Annotated in this window: 18 protein-coding genes and 1 pseudogene; 10 read left to right on the forward strand and 9 right to left on the reverse strand. The window is 63.7% G+C overall.

Annotation, left to right across the window (positions count from 1 at the left end; genetic code table 11):
* The first annotated feature begins 47 nt into the window (after window positions 1-47).
* Window positions 48-590 carry a hypothetical protein gene (locus OKW40_RS27020; RefSeq protein ID WP_184064195.1) on the forward strand — a complete coding sequence of 181 codons (543 nt, stop codon included), beginning with the start codon at window positions 48-50 and terminating at the stop codon, window positions 588-590.
* A gap of 124 nt (window positions 591-714) precedes the next feature.
* Complete coding sequence (locus tag OKW40_RS27025) at window positions 715-921, forward strand: hypothetical protein (RefSeq protein WP_244144817.1); 207 nt, start codon at window positions 715-717, stop codon at window positions 919-921.
* A gap of 33 nt (window positions 922-954) precedes the next feature.
* Here the strand turns inward: OKW40_RS27025 and cls are convergent, their stop codons facing one another.
* From cls to OKW40_RS27045, 4 genes are all read right to left on the reverse strand, one after another.
* On the reverse strand, window positions 955-2229 hold the full coding sequence (gene cls / locus OKW40_RS27030; RefSeq protein WP_429353128.1) for a cardiolipin synthase: 1275 nt from the start codon (window positions 2227-2229) through the stop codon (window positions 955-957).
* A 151-nt stretch (window positions 2230-2380) separates the two neighbouring features.
* Window positions 2381-2887 carry a hypothetical protein gene (locus OKW40_RS27035; protein WP_429492586.1) on the reverse strand — a complete coding sequence of 169 codons (507 nt, stop codon included), beginning with the start codon at window positions 2885-2887 and terminating at the stop codon, window positions 2381-2383.
* A gap of 22 nt (window positions 2888-2909) precedes the next feature.
* A complete protein-coding gene (locus OKW40_RS27040; protein WP_429492588.1) occupies window positions 2910-3743 on the reverse strand; it encodes an H-NS family nucleoid-associated regulatory protein in 834 nt (277 codons plus the stop codon).
* Between the two features lie 211 nt (window positions 3744-3954).
* On the reverse strand, window positions 3955-4293 hold the full coding sequence (locus OKW40_RS27045; protein ID WP_187611310.1) for a hypothetical protein: 339 nt from the start codon (window positions 4291-4293) through the stop codon (window positions 3955-3957).
* A 412-nt stretch (window positions 4294-4705) separates the two neighbouring features.
* On the opposite strand from OKW40_RS27045, the gene OKW40_RS27050 reads away from it, so the two are divergent.
* The gene (locus OKW40_RS27050; RefSeq protein ID WP_429353125.1) at window positions 4706-4957 is read left to right on the forward strand and encodes a hypothetical protein; all 252 of its coding nucleotides are present in this window, start codon (window positions 4706-4708) and stop codon (window positions 4955-4957) included.
* Between the two features lie 53 nt (window positions 4958-5010).
* Here the strand turns inward: OKW40_RS27050 and OKW40_RS27055 are convergent, their stop codons facing one another.
* The 3 genes from OKW40_RS27055 to OKW40_RS27065 all read right to left on the reverse strand — a co-directional run bounded on the left by OKW40_RS27055 (window position 5011) and on the right by OKW40_RS27065 (window position 7276).
* Window positions 5011-6084, reverse strand: a complete 1074-nt coding sequence (locus tag OKW40_RS27055; RefSeq protein ID WP_184064180.1) for a DUF6765 family protein — start codon at window positions 6082-6084, stop codon at window positions 5011-5013.
* A gap of 276 nt (window positions 6085-6360) precedes the next feature.
* Window positions 6361-6822: a DUF488 family protein gene (locus OKW40_RS27060; protein WP_184025218.1), complete on the reverse strand. Its 462-nt coding sequence runs from the start codon at window positions 6820-6822 to the stop codon at window positions 6361-6363.
* A gap of 103 nt (window positions 6823-6925) precedes the next feature.
* Window positions 6926-7276, reverse strand: a complete 351-nt coding sequence (locus OKW40_RS27065; protein ID WP_373685682.1) for an FKBP-type peptidyl-prolyl cis-trans isomerase — start codon at window positions 7274-7276, stop codon at window positions 6926-6928.
* A gap of 251 nt (window positions 7277-7527) precedes the next feature.
* Here OKW40_RS27065 and OKW40_RS27070 point away from each other — a divergent pair.
* From OKW40_RS27070 to OKW40_RS27095, 6 genes and pseudogenes are all read left to right on the forward strand, one after another.
* Window positions 7528-9644, forward strand: a pseudogene (locus OKW40_RS27070) (helicase-related protein).
* The gene (gene pdeM / locus OKW40_RS27075) at window positions 9641-10303 is read left to right on the forward strand and encodes a ligase-associated DNA damage response endonuclease PdeM (RefSeq protein WP_429492590.1); all 663 of its coding nucleotides are present in this window, start codon (window positions 9641-9643) and stop codon (window positions 10301-10303) included. Before OKW40_RS27070 ends, pdeM begins: the two are co-directional and overlap by 4 nt.
* Before the next feature lie 219 nt (window positions 10304-10522).
* Window positions 10523-12769: a hypothetical protein gene (locus tag OKW40_RS27080; protein ID WP_429492592.1), complete on the forward strand. Its 2247-nt coding sequence runs from the start codon at window positions 10523-10525 to the stop codon at window positions 12767-12769.
* Window positions 12770-13663: 894 nt separating this feature from the next.
* Window positions 13664-15052, forward strand: a complete 1389-nt coding sequence (locus OKW40_RS27085; protein WP_429492594.1) for an FAD-binding oxidoreductase — start codon at window positions 13664-13666, stop codon at window positions 15050-15052.
* A gap of 266 nt (window positions 15053-15318) precedes the next feature.
* A complete protein-coding gene (locus OKW40_RS27090; RefSeq protein ID WP_184007138.1) occupies window positions 15319-15909 on the forward strand; it encodes a BPSL1445 family SYLF domain-containing lipoprotein in 591 nt (196 codons plus the stop codon).
* Window positions 15910-16173: 264 nt separating this feature from the next.
* Window positions 16174-17661 (forward strand): SulP family inorganic anion transporter, encoded by a 1488-nt coding sequence (locus OKW40_RS27095; protein ID WP_429492596.1) that lies wholly within the window; start codon window positions 16174-16176, stop codon window positions 17659-17661.
* A gap of 69 nt (window positions 17662-17730) precedes the next feature.
* Here OKW40_RS27095 and OKW40_RS27100 read toward each other — a convergent pair whose 3' ends face one another.
* Together OKW40_RS27100 and OKW40_RS27105 are read right to left on the reverse strand one after the other, a co-directional pair.
* Entirely contained in the window at window positions 17731-19290 is a 1560-nt protein-coding gene (locus OKW40_RS27100) for a methyl-accepting chemotaxis protein (RefSeq protein WP_429492598.1), read from the reverse strand.
* 110 nt (window positions 19291-19400) lie between these two features.
* Complete coding sequence (locus OKW40_RS27105) at window positions 19401-19955, reverse strand: YbaK/EbsC family protein (protein WP_429492600.1); 555 nt, start codon at window positions 19953-19955, stop codon at window positions 19401-19403.
* A 192-nt stretch (window positions 19956-20147) separates the two neighbouring features.
* On the opposite strand from OKW40_RS27105, the gene OKW40_RS27110 reads away from it, so the two are divergent.
* A complete protein-coding gene (locus tag OKW40_RS27110; RefSeq protein WP_090807133.1) occupies window positions 20148-21416 on the forward strand; it encodes a YihY/virulence factor BrkB family protein in 1269 nt (422 codons plus the stop codon).
* Window positions 21417-21816 lie beyond the last annotated feature (400 nt).

Consider the following 21816-nt stretch of genomic DNA (forward strand, 5'->3'; position numbering starts at 1 on the left):
TCGCGGGCGCGCGATAATGAGCGGTCTACACCTGGAGCGACCACGGCATGAAGCGCGTGTTCGAACTGAGTCTTGCCGGTCTGATGATTTGCGTGGCCACGGCTCGCGTTGATGGCGAACCGGCGCGCGTCAATCGCGGCCACGATCCATTCCTGCAGATATCCAAAGCGATCGCCGATTGCCCAACTCCGCTTGGCCCATTCGAAACCGAAAAGGAATGGCTCGACGAGAGCCATTACAGAATCGAACGCGGCAATAGCTGCTGGATCGAAGGCCGTTGCCGTTTGCCGAACGCGTATCTGTACGACGCGGAAATCGCCGAGAGCGTGCAACGGCGTCTCGCGAATCTGAACGTCGCGACGCACTGGCGCGAGCAATCGACGCTATGGCTCACGCTGCAACGCCGCTTTATCTACGTCGAAGGCTGCGTCGCGCCGGGCTTCGACAAGAAGACTTTCCTCACCGAACTCGCCAAAACGGCGGACGTCGAGCGCGTGATCGACAACACGATCACCGATCCTCACGCCGCGCAGTTGCCTTACCGCACCCAGGCGGACCCGGACAAGCCCGTGCTCAATCCGGGCAATTAGCGCGGTAGTCTCGGCTACTCCGACATCCACGCGTTCGGCGGCGAAATCAACACGCCCAATCTCGATGCGCTGGTGCAATATCCTCGCGCTGCCGTGAGCGGTGCATCGACTATATCGACACCAGTTGGCGCTGATCGAACGCAGCATCGCGCAAGCGCTCACACGACGCCGGCTCGACGACCGTCCGGTCACGCAACAACTGCGCGGCTTTGCCAATGCGTATCAACACGCAAAGGCGCGCCTCGTCGATGTGGCTGCCGTTGAACGCCGCAACGGCAAGCGAGCAGTGCGCCCCGACGTCGAGGCGTATCTGAGCAGCGCCGTTCACTGATCCGTCGGCGCTTCGTCTCGTTCGCACCGGCATTCAAAGCTGCGTGTCCAGTAGCCGCACGAATTTTTCGACGAGCTTCTCGGTGAACGAACGCCGCGTCCATGCTTCGAGCGTGACGCGCTTCGACTTCGCGATGTCGTCGTCGAACGCGGCGGTCTGCTGCGTGGCGAAATCACGGTCGTAGATGTTCAGGTTCGCTTCGTCGTTCAGCTTGAACGAGCGGCTATCGAAGTTCGTCGAGCCGACCGACACCATATACTCGTCGACTACCAGCAACTTGCAATGGAACATGGTCGGCTGGTACTCGTAGATCTCGACGCCCGCTTTCAGTAGATCGCCCCAACACGCACGCGACGCTTCGCGCACCGTGTGCGTGTCGATGCGTTTGCCCGGCGTGACGATCTGTACTTTCACGCCGCGTTTCGCGGCTTCGACGATCGCGTTGATGGTGAGCTTGTCGGGCACGAAGTACGCGCTCGCAAGCTGCAAACTGCGCGTGGCGGCGGTGATGGCCATCAGATACATCAACTGCATGTCGTCACTGCCGCCCGACGGCGAACTGCTGAACATATGCGCGAGACCCTGGCCCGCTCCTTTCGGCTCGGCATCGATGTGCGGAAAATACTCAGGACCGTGCAATACGCTGCTGGTCGCCTTGATCCAGTTGTCCATGAACACGGCCTGCATATGGCCGACCACTGGACCCGTCACGCGAAAATGCGTATCGCGCCAATGCTTTTCGTCCTGCGCATTGCCAGTCCACTCCGGCGCTATGCCGACCCCGCCCGTAAAACCGATCCGGCCGTCGATCACCAATAGTTTGCGGTGCGTACGGTCGTTCATGCGACCGAGTCCGGTCCAATGCGGCTTGTGATACCTGACCACTTCGGCGCCGGCCTCCCGCAGCAGTTGCAGATAGTGCCGATCCATTTTCGACGAACCGACCCAGTCGAGCAGTACATGCACGGCGACACCTTCGCGCGCCTTATCGGCCAGCGCACGCGCAATCTGTCCGCCGATCTCGCCAGACCAGTAAATGAACGTTTCAAATGTGATGGTTTCGCGCGCCGACCGAATGCCCTCGAGCATCGACGGAAAGATCTGGTCGCCGTTGAGCAGCATCTCGAAGCGATTACCCGGCACCACGGGTGGACCGAGCAATAAACCCATCGAACGAAGGAATTGCGGATCTTCGCTCTTATAAAGCCGCTCGATTCTGTGTTCTATTTTCTTCTCGCCGCTCGACAGATTGGCGATCAGGAGAACGATCACGAGCGTGACGAACGCGGTAATAGAAATGGTCAGCATGCGTGGCCTCGATGGCAGGCGGCGGGTCACGGCATACGACTCCCGCATCCGGCGGGGGAATGCCGCACTCGTGCCTGGCTTTCACTATCAGCACGTCATGCACGGCGCGTGCCCGGATCAGGACCGCGCCTTGCTTTCTGGTTCCAATGCTTTATCTGACCAAAGCAAACGCCTCGCGGCTTGCGATTTCGCCCGCGCCGAATACGCCGATGACCGTATAGTCCGACGCCACGCATTCGAACGTCGATGCCTGAAACGTAATGACGAAATGCCGCCGCGCCGGTGCCTCGGGAGCAATGGCGACGGAGTCTGTCGCCACGGCGGCAATCTCGGCGCACAACGACGAATTGACGACTTCATGCACCGCGCAGCCGACGAGACCTTGGGCCGCGAGCGGATGAATGGCGAGATCGTCACCGCCCGGCGGCCCGAGACGGTGAAAGATGGCGTCGGCGAACAGCACCGCGCAAAAAGGATCGTCGTCGGGATCGAATGGCCCGAACCGTTCAAAGTCCGACTCCGCAATCGGATAAGTGAGGATCACGCGGCGATCGCTGGCGACGATGAATGGTTCGGCGGCATCGGCTGCCGGATGAGGAGCGGAGTCCAGCAGGAAGACCTGATCTTCCTGCCGGGGTGCATCGAACGTGCTAACCATCTACTTCACGACTCCACGGCTATTACGCGCTTGCTTGCGTCTCTGGCGTTTGGGGAGCCGCCGCGACGGGTGCGGCCGTACTCTTTGCAGCAGCCTTGCGCGCCGGTGCTTTTCTTGCCGCCTTCACAACGCTTTTGCGGCCGGCGGTCTTCTTCACTGCGGCTTTCCGGCTTGCCGGAGTTACCTTTTTGGCTGCGGTCTTTTTCACGGCCGTCTTGCGCGTTGCTTTTTTCGCCGCGGTCTTCTTGCCTACCGCACTCGCTGTCGCTTTCGCCTGGCTGCTCTTTGCCGCCGTTTTCGCCGCTTTCGGAGCGGCAGCCATGCTCGCGCCATCGATCAGGAATTTGCTGCGGTCCTTGACAGCCGCGAGCCATGCCGGCGCCGGACCGCGGCCGCTCCAGGTCGCACCGGTTTTCGGATTCAGGTACTTCGGCGGCTGGGCGCCTTTCGGCTGTCCTTTGCCGCCCTTCGCGGAGGGAGCAGCCGCGGGCTTGCTTGCGCTCGCAGCGTCGATCAGGAACGCCGTGCGGTCCTTCACGCCGGCGATCCAGCCAGGCGCGCGGCCGTGCCCCGTCCAGGTCGCGCCGGTTTTGTGGTCGCGATACTTCGCCGGGGTTGCCGACCTGGCGGCTTTGCTCGCGCCCGCAGGTCTTCCGCGACCCGCCGGATTGCCATTCAGACCATGCGCGGCACGTCGTGCCTTCGCCTGTGCTTCGATATCGGCAGTCGTGAGACCGTGCTTGAGCATCAATTCGCGAATCTGGTCGACCGCGGCTTGTGCTTTTCTGGCAATGAGAACGTCAGCTTGCTCCTGGAGCTTCTTAAGCTTGGCTTGGATTTGCTCTAACGAAGGCATTTGATTGCTCCTTATGTGGTAATCGTCGAACTATGCCATGAATGACGGAAGAAAGGCAGTGTATTGACCTATCCCGAGCTTCAATACATCGATACGAGCACCGATGCGGCGTTCAAATGACGAAGCTTTCAGGTTTTTTACCGGGTCATCGAAGCTTTCTTCCTTTTTCTTCCCTCCTGATTCTTCTTTTTCATTTCGGTTCCACCACCACTCAGATAGGTGTAAAAACGACGACCTGGCGATCGGCAATGTACCTCACACTCCGTATGAAGCGGTAGTGTTGACCGTCCGCCGTTATCCGGTTCAGGCCCAGGCGGGTCAGTACCAGCATTTCATCTGCCTGGAAAGCGTCGACGACGCCGGAATCCGTTAAATCCTCCAATGCCCCGGATGGATTTCCGACATAAACGCTGCGCGCCTGCTTGCCGATCCGCATCACGACCACGCTTTTTCCCTCGTCGAGCGCCAATTCGAGAAAGCTCGCGAGCGTGCGCAACGACTCCGGCGTGCAAGTCCTGGTCTGATAGATCGCTGCATTCGGTGGCGTCATTTGTGTTTCCCCGTCATCCGCATCGGCGACAGAAAGGGGCACCGCCGTGCTTTCTGGCATTAGTCGCTTCTACTATAGCCAGGCCTTTGGATATTCAAAGGAGAGTAGTCCACTTTTTATTTGAAAACGGTCTTTTTTCGTGGCCCGCTATAGCGAACGGATTCAAGCATGCGCGAAACGCCACTGACGACGCGTGCAAAGGCACGGCCCCGGCTCCGGTAACGTGCCGTTACGATCTTGCAGCACCTGTTGCTCCTGTGCCGGCCAAGTCCATTTACACTTCGTATCCGGGCCCAGCGGCGGACGTATGGCCAATAGAGAGTCCTTTGTCAGCCGCCATGCTCGCAGCGGCTATTGAAATGGACGCCGGGCCACCCTAATTCCGATCCACTCAAACACGATGGTACTTGCAATGAAAGCTGGTTTTATTCAGATCGCCCTCGGGGCAATGGCAGTCTCGTTGGCAATGGCCGGCACCGCGAACGCGGCCGGTTGCCTGAAAGGAGCGGTAGTGGGCGGCGTCGCCGGGCACTACGCGGGACATCATGCGGTGGTCGGCGCGGTCGGCGGCTGTATCGTCGGACGGCATATGGCCAAAAAGCACGCCGAAGAACAGCAGGCGGCGGCTCAGGCTGCGCCGCATCAGCAAGCCCGAATGCAGTGACTGGAGAATACGGGCGCCGCCGCAAACGTTCGCACGCGCCCTGCTCCGATCACTTAGGCAATGCGTAATCCGCGCGCGGGCAAGATCTCCTGAGTGGTCACGAAACGGTGCTGTTTGACCGCGTCGTGAAAGAGCCGGTAGTCGCTCTTCTCGAAGGCGGTCGTCCACTCCGGTCTGTCCCCGGTGTCGTCATCGCACAACAAACCGGTGGCCTGGTACTTCCACGATCCTTGTCCTTTGGCGATATAGCCGGGCACGGGTTCTTTCAAACCTGGAATACGGCCTGCATTCACCCATTCGCAAACGGTTCTCAGACGCAGGTTGTCGTCGGGTTCGCGGTTCGTATCGAGCAGCCGGGTCAGTGCGTCTTTAACGTCGTCCGGCATGCCTGGCTGGTTTTCGAAATCTTCGCGTCCGGCCAGATAAGCTCGCACGACACGACAACTCATGTCCGCCGCCTGCACGAAATCCGGCAAATTATGTCGCGAGATGAAGTGATTGCGGCCGTCGATGTAATGCCAGCGCGCCCATGGCTGGTCGGGATAATGCAACGCGGCGCCATGGCCGACCGGCAACGCGATCGTCAGAACGTCCTCCTCGACATGCTCGATCAGATGCGCGACCGCTAGTTCGAGGCTCGCGAGCCAGCCTTTGCGCGTGCAATCCTGTGCCTCGAGAAGATGCACGCGATTCCACGGGCTTTCGATGCCCGCGAATCCCTGGTGCGCCCACGTATCGACATAGGTATGAAGCGTCACGCCGAGCCGGTGCAACGCGGTCTCCGAATCGCGCTGCCGGATCGCGCGCCGCACGACTTCGCGCGCAACTTCACTGTCGGGCCGGCAGACCGCCTTTTCCTCGAGACTTTCACCCTCGCCAGCCGGCAGAAAATGGAACGGCGTCCACACGAGCCGGTTCTGGTCGTTCTCGGTATTGGCGTAATCGAATAACTTGTGCGCGGTCGCGAATCGCTCGAATGTCTCGCCGCCTTTGAACCGCAGTATTCCGCTCGTCGTTGCGTCGTCGACATATTGGCAGGCATGCGCGATGGTTTGCGCATCGCCGGCCGTCATGCCGCCGACGCGCGCGGCAATGTAGACCACGCCGTAATGAAAGTCGATGTTCATGGCAAGCGCTCCTGGCGCGCGTAATCACGGCCGGTTCGTGGCCGGCGATAGGGCGAGACGAATAGAGGGAGCTGCGCGTGAGTAGATAGTAGACGAGCGAGCGGCACACGCATTGAAAAAACATGCGTACTGGACGCGCTTTTCCACGTTTCGCGCCACGCAACCATTCGGGCTACTGAAGGAAACGCGGGCGCAGCCGGCGAGATGTAAGCTGCCGGCACGGAAAGCCGCCGGCCAATGAGGCGGAAAAACGTAATCCGGCCCGATCGGCGCCGGTCAGGTCAAATGTGTAACGGAAAGACGACTATTCCAGTGCTGGTTCAGATACTCGAGCGCAAACATCCGGTGGCAATGATGTGGTAAATGTTCACTGCAAAGCAGGCAACCCGATTCGAATAGCGCGATATCCAGATTACTTTCCACGCGGCGGCGCGCGATGAGGTCGAAATATTCCTCCCGAAAGTTCTCCCAGCTCAATTGCTTGCCCTGGTAGCGTTTGAGCAGGTCCGGCTCGGGAGCCAGTTCCGGTATTTCCACGTACGCCGCATTGCACAACTGGTCGAGAAAGTAAGGCAGATCCTGCTTTTTCGCAAAGCCCGCGAGTTGCGACGTGTTGTTCAGGCGAACGTCGAGCACCGTGCGCACATGGGCGTCCTTCAGCAAACTGAAGAATTTCTGGGCGCTCTTGCCGGTAAAACCAATGCTGGCCACCTGCACGCTACTTTTGTCACGTTTCATGGTGAATCCCCTGGCAGGCCATTCGGCGCCCATAAAAAAGCCTCGCTGCGATTGGCGCAGCGAGGCTCGGGTGTCAGTGCATCTTTAGCGCCGCTCGCGTGCTTTATTTGACGATGTCGACCAGTTCGACTTCGAAGGTCAGATCGGTATTCGGCGGAATCGGGCCGACGCCGCGATCGCCGTATGCGGTCGCCGCCGGGCACGTGAGTCGCGCCTTGCCGCCGACTTTCATCTTCTGCACGCCTTGCGTCCAGCACGGAATCACGCGATTGAGCGGGAACGTGGCCGGCCCGCCATGCTTGGCCGAGCTATCGAATTCGGTGCCGTTGGGCAGCGTGCCGCGATAGTTGACCTTTACCACGTCGGTCGCGGACGGTTGCGGGCCCGTGCCTTGCGTCAGATGTTCGACGATGACGCCGGACGGCAGCTTCTCCGTGGTCGGCGCGGCAGCCATCGCGGTCGAGGACAGAACGGCTGCGGCCAGCAAAGCAACGAGTGATTTCAAAGCGAATCTCCAGTGGGGTAGTCCGTTTGATTGTAACGGATCGGGTGTCGGCCGAGGCTCCCACATATTGCCCGATGCCGCGGGTCGTTGCGCGCCCATCAGGAACCTCGCTGAACCGTCGCGCGACCCCGCGGTCCACATGAACGTCCGGCGCGAGTCGCCGGCAAGCGAATCCGCCACACTTGTTGAGAGCGCTTTCGATGACCGAGCCGGCCCATTCCGACGACCCCGCTTACGATCTCTCCGCAGCGCCAGCCCCCTCCGACGAGCGCGTTCGCGCGCCAAGGCCGCGCCGGATTCCACGCAGCCGCGCGCAACAGGCGCGGCTCGATGCGCGCGCACCCGCGTTCGAACCGCTACCGTTCCCCTCGTATTCACCTGACGACGCGCGCCGCCTGTTCGCCGACAAACTCGACGCAAGGTTCGGCTCGTGATCGTCGACGAACGGCATGAATTGCTCGGCAACAAACGCGGCACGCAGACCCAACTCGCGCTCGCGCGTCTCACGCATTGGCGGCCCGGCTTGCAGGTGTGGGGGCTGTCGGCGACGCTCGGCAATCTGTCGTTCGCGACCGAGGTACTGCTCGCGCCGGTCGCGACGCCGCGCGTCAGCGTGCACGGCGCGCTGCCGAAAGCACTGATCGTCGACACGATCATTCCCGACACGATCGAGCGCTTTCCGTGGGGCGGTCATATGGGCATGCTGCAGGTCGATGCGGTCGCGCGCGCGATCGACGAAGCACGCACGTCGCTCGTCGTCACGAACACGCGCTCGCAATGCGAGGTGTGGTACCAGGCGCTGCTCGAGGCGCGCCCCGAGTGGGCCGGAGTGATCGTGCTGCATCACGGCTCGCTCGATCAGCAGGTACGCGAGTGGGTCGAACGTGGGTTGAAGAACGGCTTGCTAAAGGTTGTCGTGTGTACGTCTAGTCTCGACCTCGGCGTCGATTTTCTGCCGGTGGAACGCGTGTTCCAGATCGGCTCGCCAAAAGGCGTCGCGCGCTTGATGCAGCGCGCGGGCCGCTCGGGACATGCGCCCGGTTTGCCGTCTCGCGTGACGATCGTGCCGACGCATGCGCTCGAATTGATCGAAGCGGCGGCCGCGCGTGAAGCCGTCGACAAGCGGCAGATCGAAAGCCGCGATACGCCGCAAAAGCCGTTCGACGTGCTGGTGCAGCAGCTCGTCACCGTTGCGATCGGCGGTGGCTTCGACGCGCTCGAGCTGTACGATGAACTTCTGCATACCTATGCATATCGTGATCTGACGCAGCAGGAGTTCGACTGGACGCTGGGTTTCGTCGAAGGCGGCGGCGCGACGCTGCGCGCATATCCCGACTACCATCGCGTCGCGCGCGATAGCGACGGTCTGTACCGCGTCCCGCGCAACGATCTCGCGCGCCGGCATCGCAACAACATCGGCACGATCGTCGCGAATGGCACGTTGAACGTTGCGTATCTATCGGGCGGGCGCATTGGTGCAATCGAGGAATCGTTCATTTCGCGGCTCAAGCCCGGCGATGTGTTCACGTTCGGCGGCCGCGCGCTCGAACTGATCCGCGTTCAGGACATGACGGCGTGGGTGCGGCGCGCGAGCTCATCGCGTGGCGCAATGCCGCAATGGGCCGGCAGCGGCATGCCGCTATCGTCCGAGCTCGCCGACACCACATAACTCGTCGTCGAGCTGCTCAAATCGCGCGAGGGTCACCGCTTCTTCTGCTATCCGTTCGCGGGACGCATTGCGCATATCGGACTTGGCGCTCTGCTCGCGTGGCGAGTCGCGCGCGACAAGCCCGGCACGTTTTCGATTTCGATCAACGACTACGGTTTCGAATCGCTGTGCGCGCAGGCTTTCGATTGGGCCGCGCAATTAGAGAATGGCCTGCTTTCACCTGACGAACTCGATCACGACATTCTTGCGAGCCTCAATTCGTCCGAACTCCCCCTGCGACGTTTTCGCGAGATTGCACGAGTGTCGGGACTCGTGTTTCAGGCGCATCCGGGACAGCAGAAGAGCGCGCGGCAATTGCAGGCATCGAGTGGGCTTTTCTACCAGATCTTTCGTCAGCACGATCGCGGCAATCTGCTGCTGGGCCAGGCCGATACCGAAGTACTGCTGCAGGAACTCGACGTGCGGCGCATTCGTTTTGCGCTCGAACGAATGAACGCGAACCGCGTCGTGCTCACGCGGCCCAAGAAGCCGACCCCGTTCACGTTTCCGTTGATCGTCGGACGCCTGCGCGAAAAAGTCAGCACCGAGAAGCTCGCCGATCGCGTCGAGCGAATGCTGGCCGAGCTCGAACGGGCGGCGCAACGATGAAGCCGACCTCGCTCGCGATCGACGTCGGCGGACGACCTCTCGTGCTGTCAAGCTTGCGCGCGTGTTTCGATCCGGCGCTGCGCGCGCTTTTTATCGCCGATGCGCATTTCGGTAAGGATGCGGTGTTTCGCGCGCGCGGCATTCCGGTGCCGACTGGTTCGACCGCGGAGAATCTGCTGCGGATCGAACGTCTGATCACCGAGTTCGAGCCGGCGACGCTGGTGTTTCTCGGCGATCTGCTGCATGCGCGCGAGTCGCTGTCGACGCTCACGCTCGATGCGTTGCACGCGTGGCGCGCGCGGCATGCGTCGAGGCGCGTGGTGCTCGTCGAGGGCAATCACGATCGGCATGCCGGTGCGTTGCCGCTTACGTTGGATGTCGAGTCCGTGCGCGAGCCGTGGCATATCGGGGCCTGGGCGCTGTGCCATCGCCCGCATGGGGTCGATCACGCGTATGTGCTCGCGGGGCATGTGCATCCGGTCTTTCGGATCGCGACGCGGACCGATTCAGTGCGCGTGCCGTGCTTTCGCTTTGGGATCGATCGGGGGGTGCTGCCGGCGTTCGGTAGTTTTACCGGAGGCGCGCGTGAGACGGGGCGCGTTCTGGGGGAGAGGGTTTTTCTGGTGGTACAGCAAAGAGTGATCGAGTTGAGGAGTTGAGTGGACGGCGGGGGCCGTCCATTTTGTTGCCTGGTTGGTTTTTTGTTTGCGGATTGGTTGGCCGGTTCGCTGGCTGGGTTTTTTGCTGGCTCTTTCGCTGCAAACTCCCCGCGGCGCGCGAGTGCGGTCGGTGTGGAGGCCGGGCGGCGCCGGCCTCCACCCTCGGGAGCCCCGCAAGGTTCGCGGGACTCCTGCCACTGGTTAGTGGTTGCCGCCGCCGTGGCCACCATTGCCGGAGCCACCGCCGCCGTAGCCGCCACCGTGGCCGCCGCTGCCTTGACCGCCGCCGTTGCCGCCGTTGCCGCCGTTGCCGCCGTTGCCGCCGTTGCCGCCACGGCCACCGTGGCCTCCGTTGCCGGAGCCGCCGTTGCCCTGGCCACCGCCGCCTTCACCGCCATGGCCGCCGTTGCCGTAGCCGCCGTTGCCCTGGCCGCCACCGCCTTCACCGCCATGGCCACCGTTGCCGGAACCGCCGTTGCCCTGGCCGCCGCCTTCACCACCATGGCCGCCGTGTCCAGAGCCGCCGTTGCCCTGGCCGCCACCGCCCTCACCGCCATGGCCACCGTTGCCGGAACCGCCGTTGCCCTGGCCGCCGCCTTCACCACCATGGCCGCCGTGGCCGTAGCCGCCGTTGCCCTGGCCGCCACCGCCTTCACCGCCATGGCCACCGTTGCCGGAACCGCCTTTGCCCTGGCCGCCGCCTTCACCACCATGGCCGCCGTGGCCGTAGCCGCCGTTGCCCTGGCCGCCACCGCCTTCACCGCCACGGCCGCCGTTGCCGGAACCGCCGTTGCCCTGGCCGCCGCCTTCACCGCCATGGCCGCCGTGGCCGTAGCCGCCGTTGCCCTGGCCGCCACCGCCTTCACCGCCATGGCCACCGTTGCCGGAACCGCCTTTGCCTTCGCCACCGCTGCTGCCGTGGCCGCCGTCACCATGACCGCCGTCACCGTGGCCGCCGTCACCGTGGCCGCCGTCGCCATGACCGCCATCGCCATGACCGCTGGCGCCGTGGCCGCCATCGCCGCGGCCGCCGTCACCGTGGCCACGACCGCCATCACCATCACCACCTTGGCCATGGCCATGACCGCCATCGCCGGCACCATCACCGCCGTGCCCATGGCCATGGCCGCCATCGCCGTCACCATCGCCAGCGTGACCATGACCGTGACCGCCATCGCCGTCACCATCGCCAGCGTGACCATGACCGTGACCGCCATCGCCGTCACCATCGCCAGCGTGACCATGACCGTGACCGCCATCGCCATCACCATCGCCAGCGTGACCATGACCGTGACCGCCATCGCCGTCACCATCGCCACCGTGGCCATGTCCATGGCCGCCGTCGCCGTCACCATCACCGCCGTGGCCATGACCATGGCCGCCATCGCCGTCACCATCACCACCGTGGCCATGTCCATGGCCGCCGTCGCCGTCACCATCACCGCCGTGGCCATGTCCATGGCCGCCGTCGCCGTCACCATCACCGCCGTGGCCATGACCATGGCCGCCGTCGCCGTCACCATCACCGCCGTGGCCATGTCCATGACCGCCATCGCCGTCACCATCACCGCCGTGGCCATGTCCATGGCCGCCATCGCCGTCACCATCACCGCCGTGGCCATGTCCATGGCCGCCATCGCCGTCACCATCACCGCCGTGGCCATGACCATGGCCGCCATCGCCGTCACCATCACCGCCGTGGCCATGACCATGGCCGCCATCGCCGTCACCATCACCGCCGTGGCCATGACCATGGCCGCCATCGCCGTCACCATCGCCGCCGTGCCCATGCCCATGACCATGACCATGACCACCATCCCCACCACCGTCCCCGCCGTTATCACCGCCTCCGGTACCGCCGCCATCGCCGCCCGTGCCGCCATTCCCCGAGCCGTTCCCGCCACCACCGCTACCCGCGCCGCCGTTACCGTTGTCGCCGGCACCGCCATTGCCGTTGTTGCCGCCGGTATTTCCCGAGCCCACCCCGCCCGGGCCGGAATTAGCCGAGCTATTCCCGCCCCCGCTTCCCGCGCCCGTGCCCGTCGAGGACGTCCCGTTGCCCGCCGGCGAGCCGGTGGGCGATGTCGGGCCGAGCCCCGCCGCCGCGACGCCGAAGGCGCCCGCCCCGAGCTGCCCGAATCCCTGCGACGTGCAGCCCGGCCCGCCGCCCGACGGACATCCGCCGTGCACGCTAGCCTCGGCGAGCACCATCACTGCGGGATTCGTTGCCGGCGCGGCGGTGCTCCCCGAATTCGTCTGCGCACCCGCCATCGCCGCATAAAGACCGACCGCGACCGCCAAAGCCGCCCGTCGCGTTCCCAATATCCACGCGTCCCCGCTTTGCTTCTTCATTTCACTCTCCGAATTATTTCACCAAAAAGACCGGTCCAATTAACGAGTGAATCTCCGCTCGTCAACAAAACGAAAAGTCAAAGCCTTTGCGCAGCTTCGCTTTATGCGAATTAAAAATGCATTCGCACTAAACACTTCTCTCACGGAAAATCCCCGGTCCGATTTGGCGTGCTTCGAGAGAATCGGCTGGCCGTGCGCGCACGTGATCGTGAAAGCAGCACAGCGAGGCTTGATGGACGTTGAAGTTATTCGCAGCGCAATCGCTCGACCGTGCGCTAGACCACGCAATGCGATATTGCCGATACGGCCCGTCAGGCGGCGTTAAACGACGATCCGCCCGCCAAATCCGCTACTCCACATTCTTCAGACAGGAAGTTAAAAAATCTCGCGCTCAATGCAATCTGATCAGAAAAACGAAAATTAGCCTTTGGTTTTATCGGACAAATACTGTCCATTTACACATCATTGGTTTTATTCATGTGGCCATTCGCACATAAAAATAGAAATAGAAAAACCCAATGAGAGCAACCCAATAGACAACGCAATGAAAATCACCGAAACGCGCGTGCGAAACATTACGCGTCGTCGGGCAATGCGCGTGCGTCGCGAAAATCGCTGTCGCCATGTGCGCTACCTCGCACAGTCGTCGAACGTGTGCCTCGGTCGCACGCGATCACGAGCCACGCCCATATGCAAAGTGTCGTGGCACAACCACCAGCGCGTCGGATAACCAACACATCAGCGCGCACGCTTTTCCCGGAGCATTCCCACCATCTTCGGCAGTACCGCCGCGTATCGTCGTTGCCCTGCCCGCAAAAGCCTGTCCCCGCGAGCCACCGCGCGGAATCGCCCACGAACGCGGGTAAACCTTTGTTTGACTTCGACGCGTCGCCCCGTTTACTGCACGCAGCCGAACCTCTCAATCCGCTTTCATTCACCGCCCGCATTTTTGGTTGGTCTGCGGAGCAGCGTTCTGCGAGCGCCTCCCCCTCTTCGACGAGGTACAACATGGTTACTATCTCCAGCAGCGCGGTCGACGAATTCAAATCCGGACTTCGCGGTCAGCTTCTGCTGCCCGACACGCCGGGCTTCGACACGGCGCGCAGCATCTGGAACGCAATGATCGACCGTTCTCCCGCGATGATCCTGCGCTGCGCGGGTGTTGCCGACGTGCGCCGCGGCGTCGCCTTCGCGCGTGACAACGGCCTGCCGCTCGCGATTCGCGGCGGCGGCCACAACATCGGCGGTAGCGCTGTGTGCGACGACGGCCTCGTGCTCGATCTGTCCACGATGAAATCGGTGCGCATCGACCCGCAAGCGCGGCGCGCCTATGTCGAACCGGGCGCGACGCTGCACGATCTCGATCACGAAGCGCAGGCATTCGGACTCGCGACGCCGCTCGGCATCAACTCGACGACCGGCGTCGCGGGTCTGACGCTCGGCGGCGGCTTCGGCTGGTTGAGCCGCCGCTACGGCATGACGGTCGACAACCTCGTCGCGGCCGACATCGTCACCGCGGACGGTGAATTGCGCCGCCTGAGCGCCACTTCGCACGACGATCTGTTCTGGGCGATTCGCGGCGGCGGCGGCAATTTCGGCGTCGTTACGCTATTCGAGTTCGCGCTGCATGAGGTCGGCCCGCTCGTGTACGGCGGCCTCGTCGTGTTGCCGCTCGCCGACGCGAAGGAAGCGCTGATCAAATACCGCGATGCCGTGCCCGCGATGCCCGACGAGCTGGCCGTCTGGGCCGTCGCGCGGCTCGCGCCACCGCTGCCGTTCCTGCCGCCCGACGTGCACGGCCAACCCGTGCTGGTGTTCGCGATGTGCTACAACGGGCCGGTCGAAAAAGGCCCAGCCGCGGTGGAAGCCGTGCGCGGCTTCGGCAAGCCGCTCGGCGAACATCTCGGTCCGATGCCTTATGAAGTTTGGCAACAGGCCTTCGATCCGCTGCTCACGCCGGGCGCGCGCAACTACTGGAAGTCGCACAACCTCGCCACCATCGACGATGGACTGATCGACGCGCTGATCCGTGCGATCGACACACTGCCGTCCGCGCAATGCGAAATTTTCTTCGGCTTGATCGGCGCGCAAACGCAGCGCGTGGCGGTCGATGCGACCGCTTACCCAAGTCGCGAGACGCAATACGCGATGAACGTGCACGGCCGCTGGGACGATGCGCGCGACGACGAGCGCTGTGTCAAATGGGCGCGCGACTTTTTCGACGCGGCGCGCCCCTTTGCGCTAGGCAGCGTGTACGTCAACTTCATGACGCAGGAGGAAGGCGGCCGTATCGCGGATGCCTATGGGCCCAACTATGAGCGGCTCGTCGCCGTGAAGAACCGCTACGATCCGCGCAACCTGTTCCGCCATAACCAGAACATTCGCCCAACGGCGTAGCGACGACGCGTGACGGAAAGCGGCGCAAAAACCCGAACTGCAATGGCCGCGCCGCTCTCGCGCAAGGCGGCGCGGCCATTGGGCACGCTACCTGCTGTTTGAGCGGTGGATGTCCGCGATGCGAACGTCGCGGCACGCCGCCGCCTGGCTGCGATGACCGCGCGCACGGAACCTCCAGCGTGCATATGAGAACAAAGCAAAGCAGGCGACTCGCCGCACTCTTCCAAAACGTACAACACGCGTGAGAAACGCAAAGGAAAACCGTCATGCGCAGACGACAATTCATCATGACCGGCAGCGCTGCATTGGCCGTCGCAGGCCTGAGCCTCACCGGTTGCACGACGACTTCGCCGTCCTCGAACGCATCGCCGTCTGCCAACGCCGGCAAGCGCGACACGATCAACGCCGGCGTCGACTCGACGCTCGCGCGTCTCTACGAAAACGTCGACGGGGCGCGTGAGCTCGTCGCGAAAGCGCGCGGCGTGCTGGTGTTTCCATCGGTGATCTCGGCCGGCTTCTGGGTCGGCGGACAGTATGGTGAAGGGGCGATGCGCATCGGCGGCCGCACGGTCGGCTACTACAGCACGGTCGCGGGCTCGTTCGGGTTGCAGATCGGCGCACAGTCGAAGGCGCTCGTGTTTCTGTTCATGACGCAGGAAGCGCTCGACGAATTCATGCACAGCCAGGGCTGGGCAGTCGGCGCGAATGCGACCGTCGCCGTGCTGAAAGTCGGCGCGAACGGCGCGGTCGATTCGTCGACCGCGACGAGCCCGGTGCAGGCTTTCGTGCTGACCAACGGCGGCTTGATGGCCGGCGTGTCGCTCGAGGGCACGAAGGTGTCGCGGCTGATTATCTGAGTATCCGAGCGGAGCTTTCCCTCGTGCGGATTTGTGGCGCGAGCGCACCGCGCGATTGCGCGACAGATCCGCGCCGCGCGTTCGGGCCATGGCGTTCCCGCCCGCTTCGCCAGCGCCGTTCATCGCGCCACGGTAGAATTCACGCCTTTCGTCAACCGTCCGCGCCCAGCGGACGCAATCCTTCGCGCAGCCGCGCGTTGCCACGCCAGTCCAGCGCGGCCCATACAAGCCTCAGCATTGCGCTCGCGCGCCACCTCGTAGAACATGAACACCGCTAGTCCCGCTTCCGGTCGGCCCGCCTGGCTGTCCGGCATTCGCAGCAACGTGCTCGCAGGCTTGACCTCGTCGTTCGCGCTGGTGCCCGAATGCATCGCCTTTGCGCTCGTCGCCCATCTGAATCCGTTGATGGGTCTGTACGGCGCATTCTTTATCTGCACCGTCACCGCGCTATTTGGCGGACGTCCCGGCATGATTTCGGGCGCGGCGGGCTCGATGGCCGTCGTGATCGTCGCGCTCGTCGTCGAGCACGGCGCGCAGTATCTGCTTGCGACCGTGATCCTGAGCGGCCTCCTGATGATGCTGTTCGGCATATTGCGGCTCGGCAAACTGATCCGCATGGTCCCGCATCCGGTCATGCTCGGCTTCGTCAACGGACTCGCGATCGTCATCGCGACCGCGCAGCTCGCTCACTTCAAAACGGTCACGCCGCACGGCGAAGCCTGGCTGCACGGCAGCGCGCTCGCGACGATGTGCGCGCTCGTCGCGCTGACGATGGCGATCGTCTATCTGCTGCCGCGACTTACGCGAGCCGTGCCACCGGCGCTCGTGGCCATTCTCGGCATCGGCCTTTTCACGCAGCTGCTGCATCTGCCGACGCGCACGCTCGGCGACATGGCGCATGTCGCCGGCAATCTGCCGACGCTGCATCTGCCCGACGTGCCGCTCGATCTCGCGACGCTTCGCATCATCCTGCCGTACGCCGTGCTGATCGCGATCGTCGGTCTGCTCGAAACGCTGCTGACGTTCAACCTGACCGACGAAATCACCGAAACGCGCGGTCAGCCGAATCGCGAATGTGTCGCGCTCGGCGCGGCGAACATCGCATCGGGGCTGTTCGGCGGCATGGGCGGTTGCGCGATGATCGGCCAGACCATGATCAACCTGAATTCGGGGGGACGCTCGCGGCTGTCGGGAATCGTCAGCGGCGTGATGATCCTGCTGTACATCCTGTTCCTGTCGCCGCTGATCGAGCGAATTCCGCTCGCGGCGCTGGTGGGCGTGATGTTCGTGGTCGCGCAGCAAACCTTCGCGTGGGGATCGCTGCGCGTGCTCGGCAAGGTGCCGCGCAACGACGCGCTCGTGATCGTCGCGGTCACGGTCATCACCGTGTTTGCCGATCTCGCGATCGCGGTGATGTGCGGCATCGTGATCGCCGCGCTCAACTTCGCGTGGCAGCACGCGCGCGAAATTCACACGCATGCCGAGGATCGAGCGGGCCATAAGACCTATGTGCCGCGCGGCACGCTGTTTTTCGCGTCGACGACGCGCTTTCACGAGCTGTTCGATCCGGCGCGCGACCCGGCGAGCGTGACCGTCGATTGCAGTCACCTGCTGCTCGCCGATCATTCGGCGCTCGCCGCGTTGCAGGGTCTGGCCGAGCGCTATCGCAAGGCAGGCAAGCAATTGCGCATGAAGAATCTGTCGGAGCGCAACCGCCAATTGTTGAGCCGCGCGGGGATCGGCCTGGCGTGAGACACGCACCGCGTTGCGAGCCCCGCGTGCGGTGAATTCTCGCGCGCGTCGACAACGCGGCCTGGTGCTTTAGCGCTGCTCGGGCAACCGGAACACCGCGATCGCCGCCGACAACTGCCCGGTCTGCGTCTTCAGCACATCGGCCGCCGCGCTCGCCTCCTCGACGAGCGCCGCATTCTGCTGCGTCGTCTGATCCATGCTCGCGACCGCGATGTTGACCTGCTCGATGCCCGAGGTCTGCTCGGCCGACGCCGCGCTGATCTCGCCCATGATGTCGTTGACACGACGTACCGCCTGCACGACTTCCTGCATCGTGTCACCCGCGCGTCCGACGTGCTCCGAACCGCCCGCGATCTGCGCGGCCGATTCCTCGATCAGCGCCTTGATCTCCTTCGCGGCCGCCGCGCTGCGTTGCGCGAGCGTGCGCACTTCGCCCGCGACCACCGCGAAACCGCGGCCCTCCTCGCCCGCGCGCGCCGCCTCGACGGCCGCGTTCAACGCGAGAATATTGGTTTGGAACGCAATCCCTTCGATCACGCCGATGATGTCGCCGATCCGGTGCGACGACTGTGAAATCCCGCGCATCGTGTCGATCACCTGACCGACCACCGCGCCGCCGCGCGCCGCTGTCTCCGACGCGTTGTGCGAGAGCTGGCTCGCCTGCTTCGCGTTGTCGGCGTTCTGACGCACGGTCGCGGTGATCTGCTCCATGCTCGACGCGGTCTCGCCGAGCGCGGCCGCCTGCTGCTCGGTGCGGCGCGACAGGTCCGAATTGCCCGCGGCGATCTCGTTCGACACCGACGAAATCAGCGTCGCGCCGGCGCGAATCTGCTCGATCGCCTGCGCGAGACGCTGCTGCATCCGTTTCATCGCGGCGAGCAGGCTCGTGCTGTCGCCGGCCTTCGCGTCGACGACCACGTCGAGGTCGCCGTCCGCGATACGCGACGCGATCTGCAGCGCGTACGCCGGTTCGCCGCCAAGCTGACGCAGAATGCTGCGCAGAATCACGCCGATCACCAGCGACACGAGTGCGCAAAGCACCACCGCCGCGATCAGGTATTGCACGAGGGTGCGGTAGAACACGCCGTCGATGTCGTCCGTGAAGACGCCGGTGACGATGGTCCAGTCCCACGGCTTGTAAAGCCGCATGTAGTTGATCTTCGGCGCAAGCTTGTCGGTGCCGGGCTTCGGGAACTGCAGATGAACGAAGGCCTCGCCTTCGCGCTGCGTTTGCTCGGAACCTTCCTTGAACACGTGGCGGCCGTCCGGATCGGTGACGTTGGTCATGTCCTTGCCGACGAGGTCGGCGCGCGTGGCATGCATCAGCACGTGCGCCTGGCTATCTTCGAGCACGAGATAGCCGCCGGCACCGTCGTAGCGCATTGCGCGCAGGTCGTCCATCGCGGCGCGCTGCGCGTCGGCGAGCGGCATCGTGCCGGCCGCGACGAGCGCGTTGTAGCGATCGAGCACGCTGTACGCGATGCTGACCACGTTTTTCAGCTCGCCCTCGCGATCGGCGATCATCGTGTCTCGTGTCGTGAACGCCCCCCACAGGCCGATCGCCAGAATGCCCATGCACATCACCGCGAGCGCGAGCCACAGCCGCACTTTCAGGCGAAACCGTTCCATCTTCCGTATCCCTTGTCGTGGTCGGCGGCTGTCCGCGCGAACGGACGCCGCAAACGTTTCATGTCGTTGTCGGGATTAACGGCGCGACGGAGGAAAACTTCAGTGCGGCTTCAAGGTTGCGGGTTTCCGTCCGCAGGCAGCGTCAGCGCCGCCACCTCGCAGCGCGGCCATTGCCGCAGCACGTCGGGCGACGTCAGCAGCTTGGCCGCGCGCACGCCGGCGCCCATCACGATCTGCGCACGCTCCATCACGGCGACGTCGACGAGGATGCACCAGTCGGCCGGCAGACCGAACGCGGTAATTGCGCCGAACTCCATCTGGCTATGCTCGACCGCCGCCTCGCGCTTCGCGAATGACAGCCGCTGTGCGCCGAGCGCGGCCTTCACCGCGCCGTTGATGTCGAGCCGCCGCGAGCCGAGCGACACGAGCGCCGCATAGTGCTCGCCACCCTCTTTCCTGTAGCGGATCACGATCGTGTTCGCGCAGTCTTCGAGACCGAAGCCGTAGCGAGCGCTGAATGCGGCGGTGTCGGAGGCGTCGTCGGTGACGGCGAACACCGTGATCCCGCGCGCCGGCAATTGTTCGATGACGTGCGCGGGCAGATGCGCGCCCCACTGGTCGCGCTCGATGACGTCCAGTTGCTGTACGAGTTCGTGCGAATGCATGATGAGCGGAAAGGTGACATTAACCCGCTGCATTCTAGCGGTACGCGCGGGCGGCCGCGAAACGGGCCGCAAAACAGGCCATGAACGCAGGCCATGCAGCGCGCCGCTTAACTTGTATAGTGACGGGCACGAGGTTTGCGAAAGGCAATGAAGCAAACACCCTGAAGGCGCCCTCACGATTCAGACACGATCATGGACATCGACACGCTCTCTCGCGAGAACCTCCAGCAGGCCGCGCGTCATCAGGCCAATTGGGCGATGGGCGCACTGCGGCAGTTCGCGGAGAACCGCTGTCCTGCGTTGGCGGCGAGCATCGCGTTCTATGCGGCGTTTTCGCTCGCGCCGACGCTCGTGATGGTGCTCGCGGTGGCCGGCTGGTTCTTCGGCCCGGCGGCCGCGCGCGGCGAGCTGTTCGGCCACATCAACGGCCTGATCGGCGACCAGGCCGCGGCCGGCGTGCAGACGATCGTCGAGAACGCGCATCACGCGGGCGCCAAAGGCGGCATCGCGACGATCATCTCGTTCTCGCTGCTGGCGATCGGCGCGTCGGCGACGTTCTCGTCGCTGAACAGCGCGCTCAATATAGTGTGGCCGTACAGCGGGCCGCGCACTTCCAGCTGGCTCGCGCTGGTGCGGGTGCGACTGATTTCGTTCGGGCTCGTGCTCGGCGTCGCGTTCCTGCTGATCGTGTCGCTGGTGCTCGATACGGTGATCGTCTTTATCGGCAACTGGCTGTGGGGCGACTCGCCGTATGTCGTAATCGGCAATCTGCTGCAGCTCGGCGTCGGGCTGTTCGTGCTGATCTTCGCGTTCGCCGGACTGCTCAAGTTTCTGCCCGACGCTCGGGTGCTGTGGCGCGATGCGGTGGTGGGCGGCATCGTCGCGGCCGTGTTGTTCACGGCTGGCAAGAAGCTGTTCGCGCTGTATCTCGCGCATGCGGGAATGGCCAGCGCGTTCGGCGCGGCCGGCTCGCTCGCGGTGCTGCTGATGTGGCTGTACTTCTCGGCGTTGGTGCTGCTGCTCGGCGCGGAGTTCTCGGCGGCGCGCGGCCGGCTGCACGATCCGCGTGGCGGCTGGGGCATGCAGGGCGAGTCGCCGCCGGGCAGCCGCGCGAAGCTCGCGTCGGTACTGGCGGCATCGACCGTCGCGGCAAATGCCGCGCCGTCTGCTCCCGCTGCTGTAGGTGTTGCCAGCCAAACGGCTACGCCGCTGCCCGCGGGAATCAACGCGGCGGCGCAAAGGCGCTCCGCGCATGAGACCGCGGTGGACGTTACGCGCAAGGTGCTCGACGCCGAAGCGCAAGCCACCCGTTTCGCGGCGTCCGCCCTCGTCGAAGCGCGCCGCCAGGCGACTGCCGCCGACCGCTACGTGCGACGCAACCCGTGGACCTCCGTGCTGCTCGCGGCCGCCGCGGGGCTCACGGCCGCGGCCATGGCGCGCCGTGGCGCCGACCGGCGCTGAAGCGGGCGCTTCTCACCACGCTACCGTCCATACCCTTATAGATGCACGTGTTGCGCCGTCAATCCAGTCGATTGCGCCTGGACACACAACGCGCCCCGTCTGTCCAGCCTGTCTAGTCCTTTCGTCAGCCGTCTCTTTTATGATTTCACTACAAAGGCGAGTGGACGTGTAGACGACTAGATTACATTTAGCATGCAAATCGATGCTGATAGTGTGTTCGTTCACCCAGTCACTATCAACAAATCAACAATAATGCACATCAGACCAATAAATGTTGCGCAAATGGAAACAATCGCTGAGAGCTTTAAATACAAGGGTTTGCATCGATTGTCAGTTTTTGGCGACACTCTTTTTTTTCCGTTTCTACCCCGCCGAGCCGCTGAGCTATTCTGCTTTCCGC

The sequence above is a fragment of the Paraburkholderia sp. RAU6.4a genome, assembly GCF_050435625.1.
Taxonomy (GTDB): domain Bacteria; phylum Pseudomonadota; class Gammaproteobacteria; order Burkholderiales; family Burkholderiaceae; genus Paraburkholderia; species Paraburkholderia tuberum.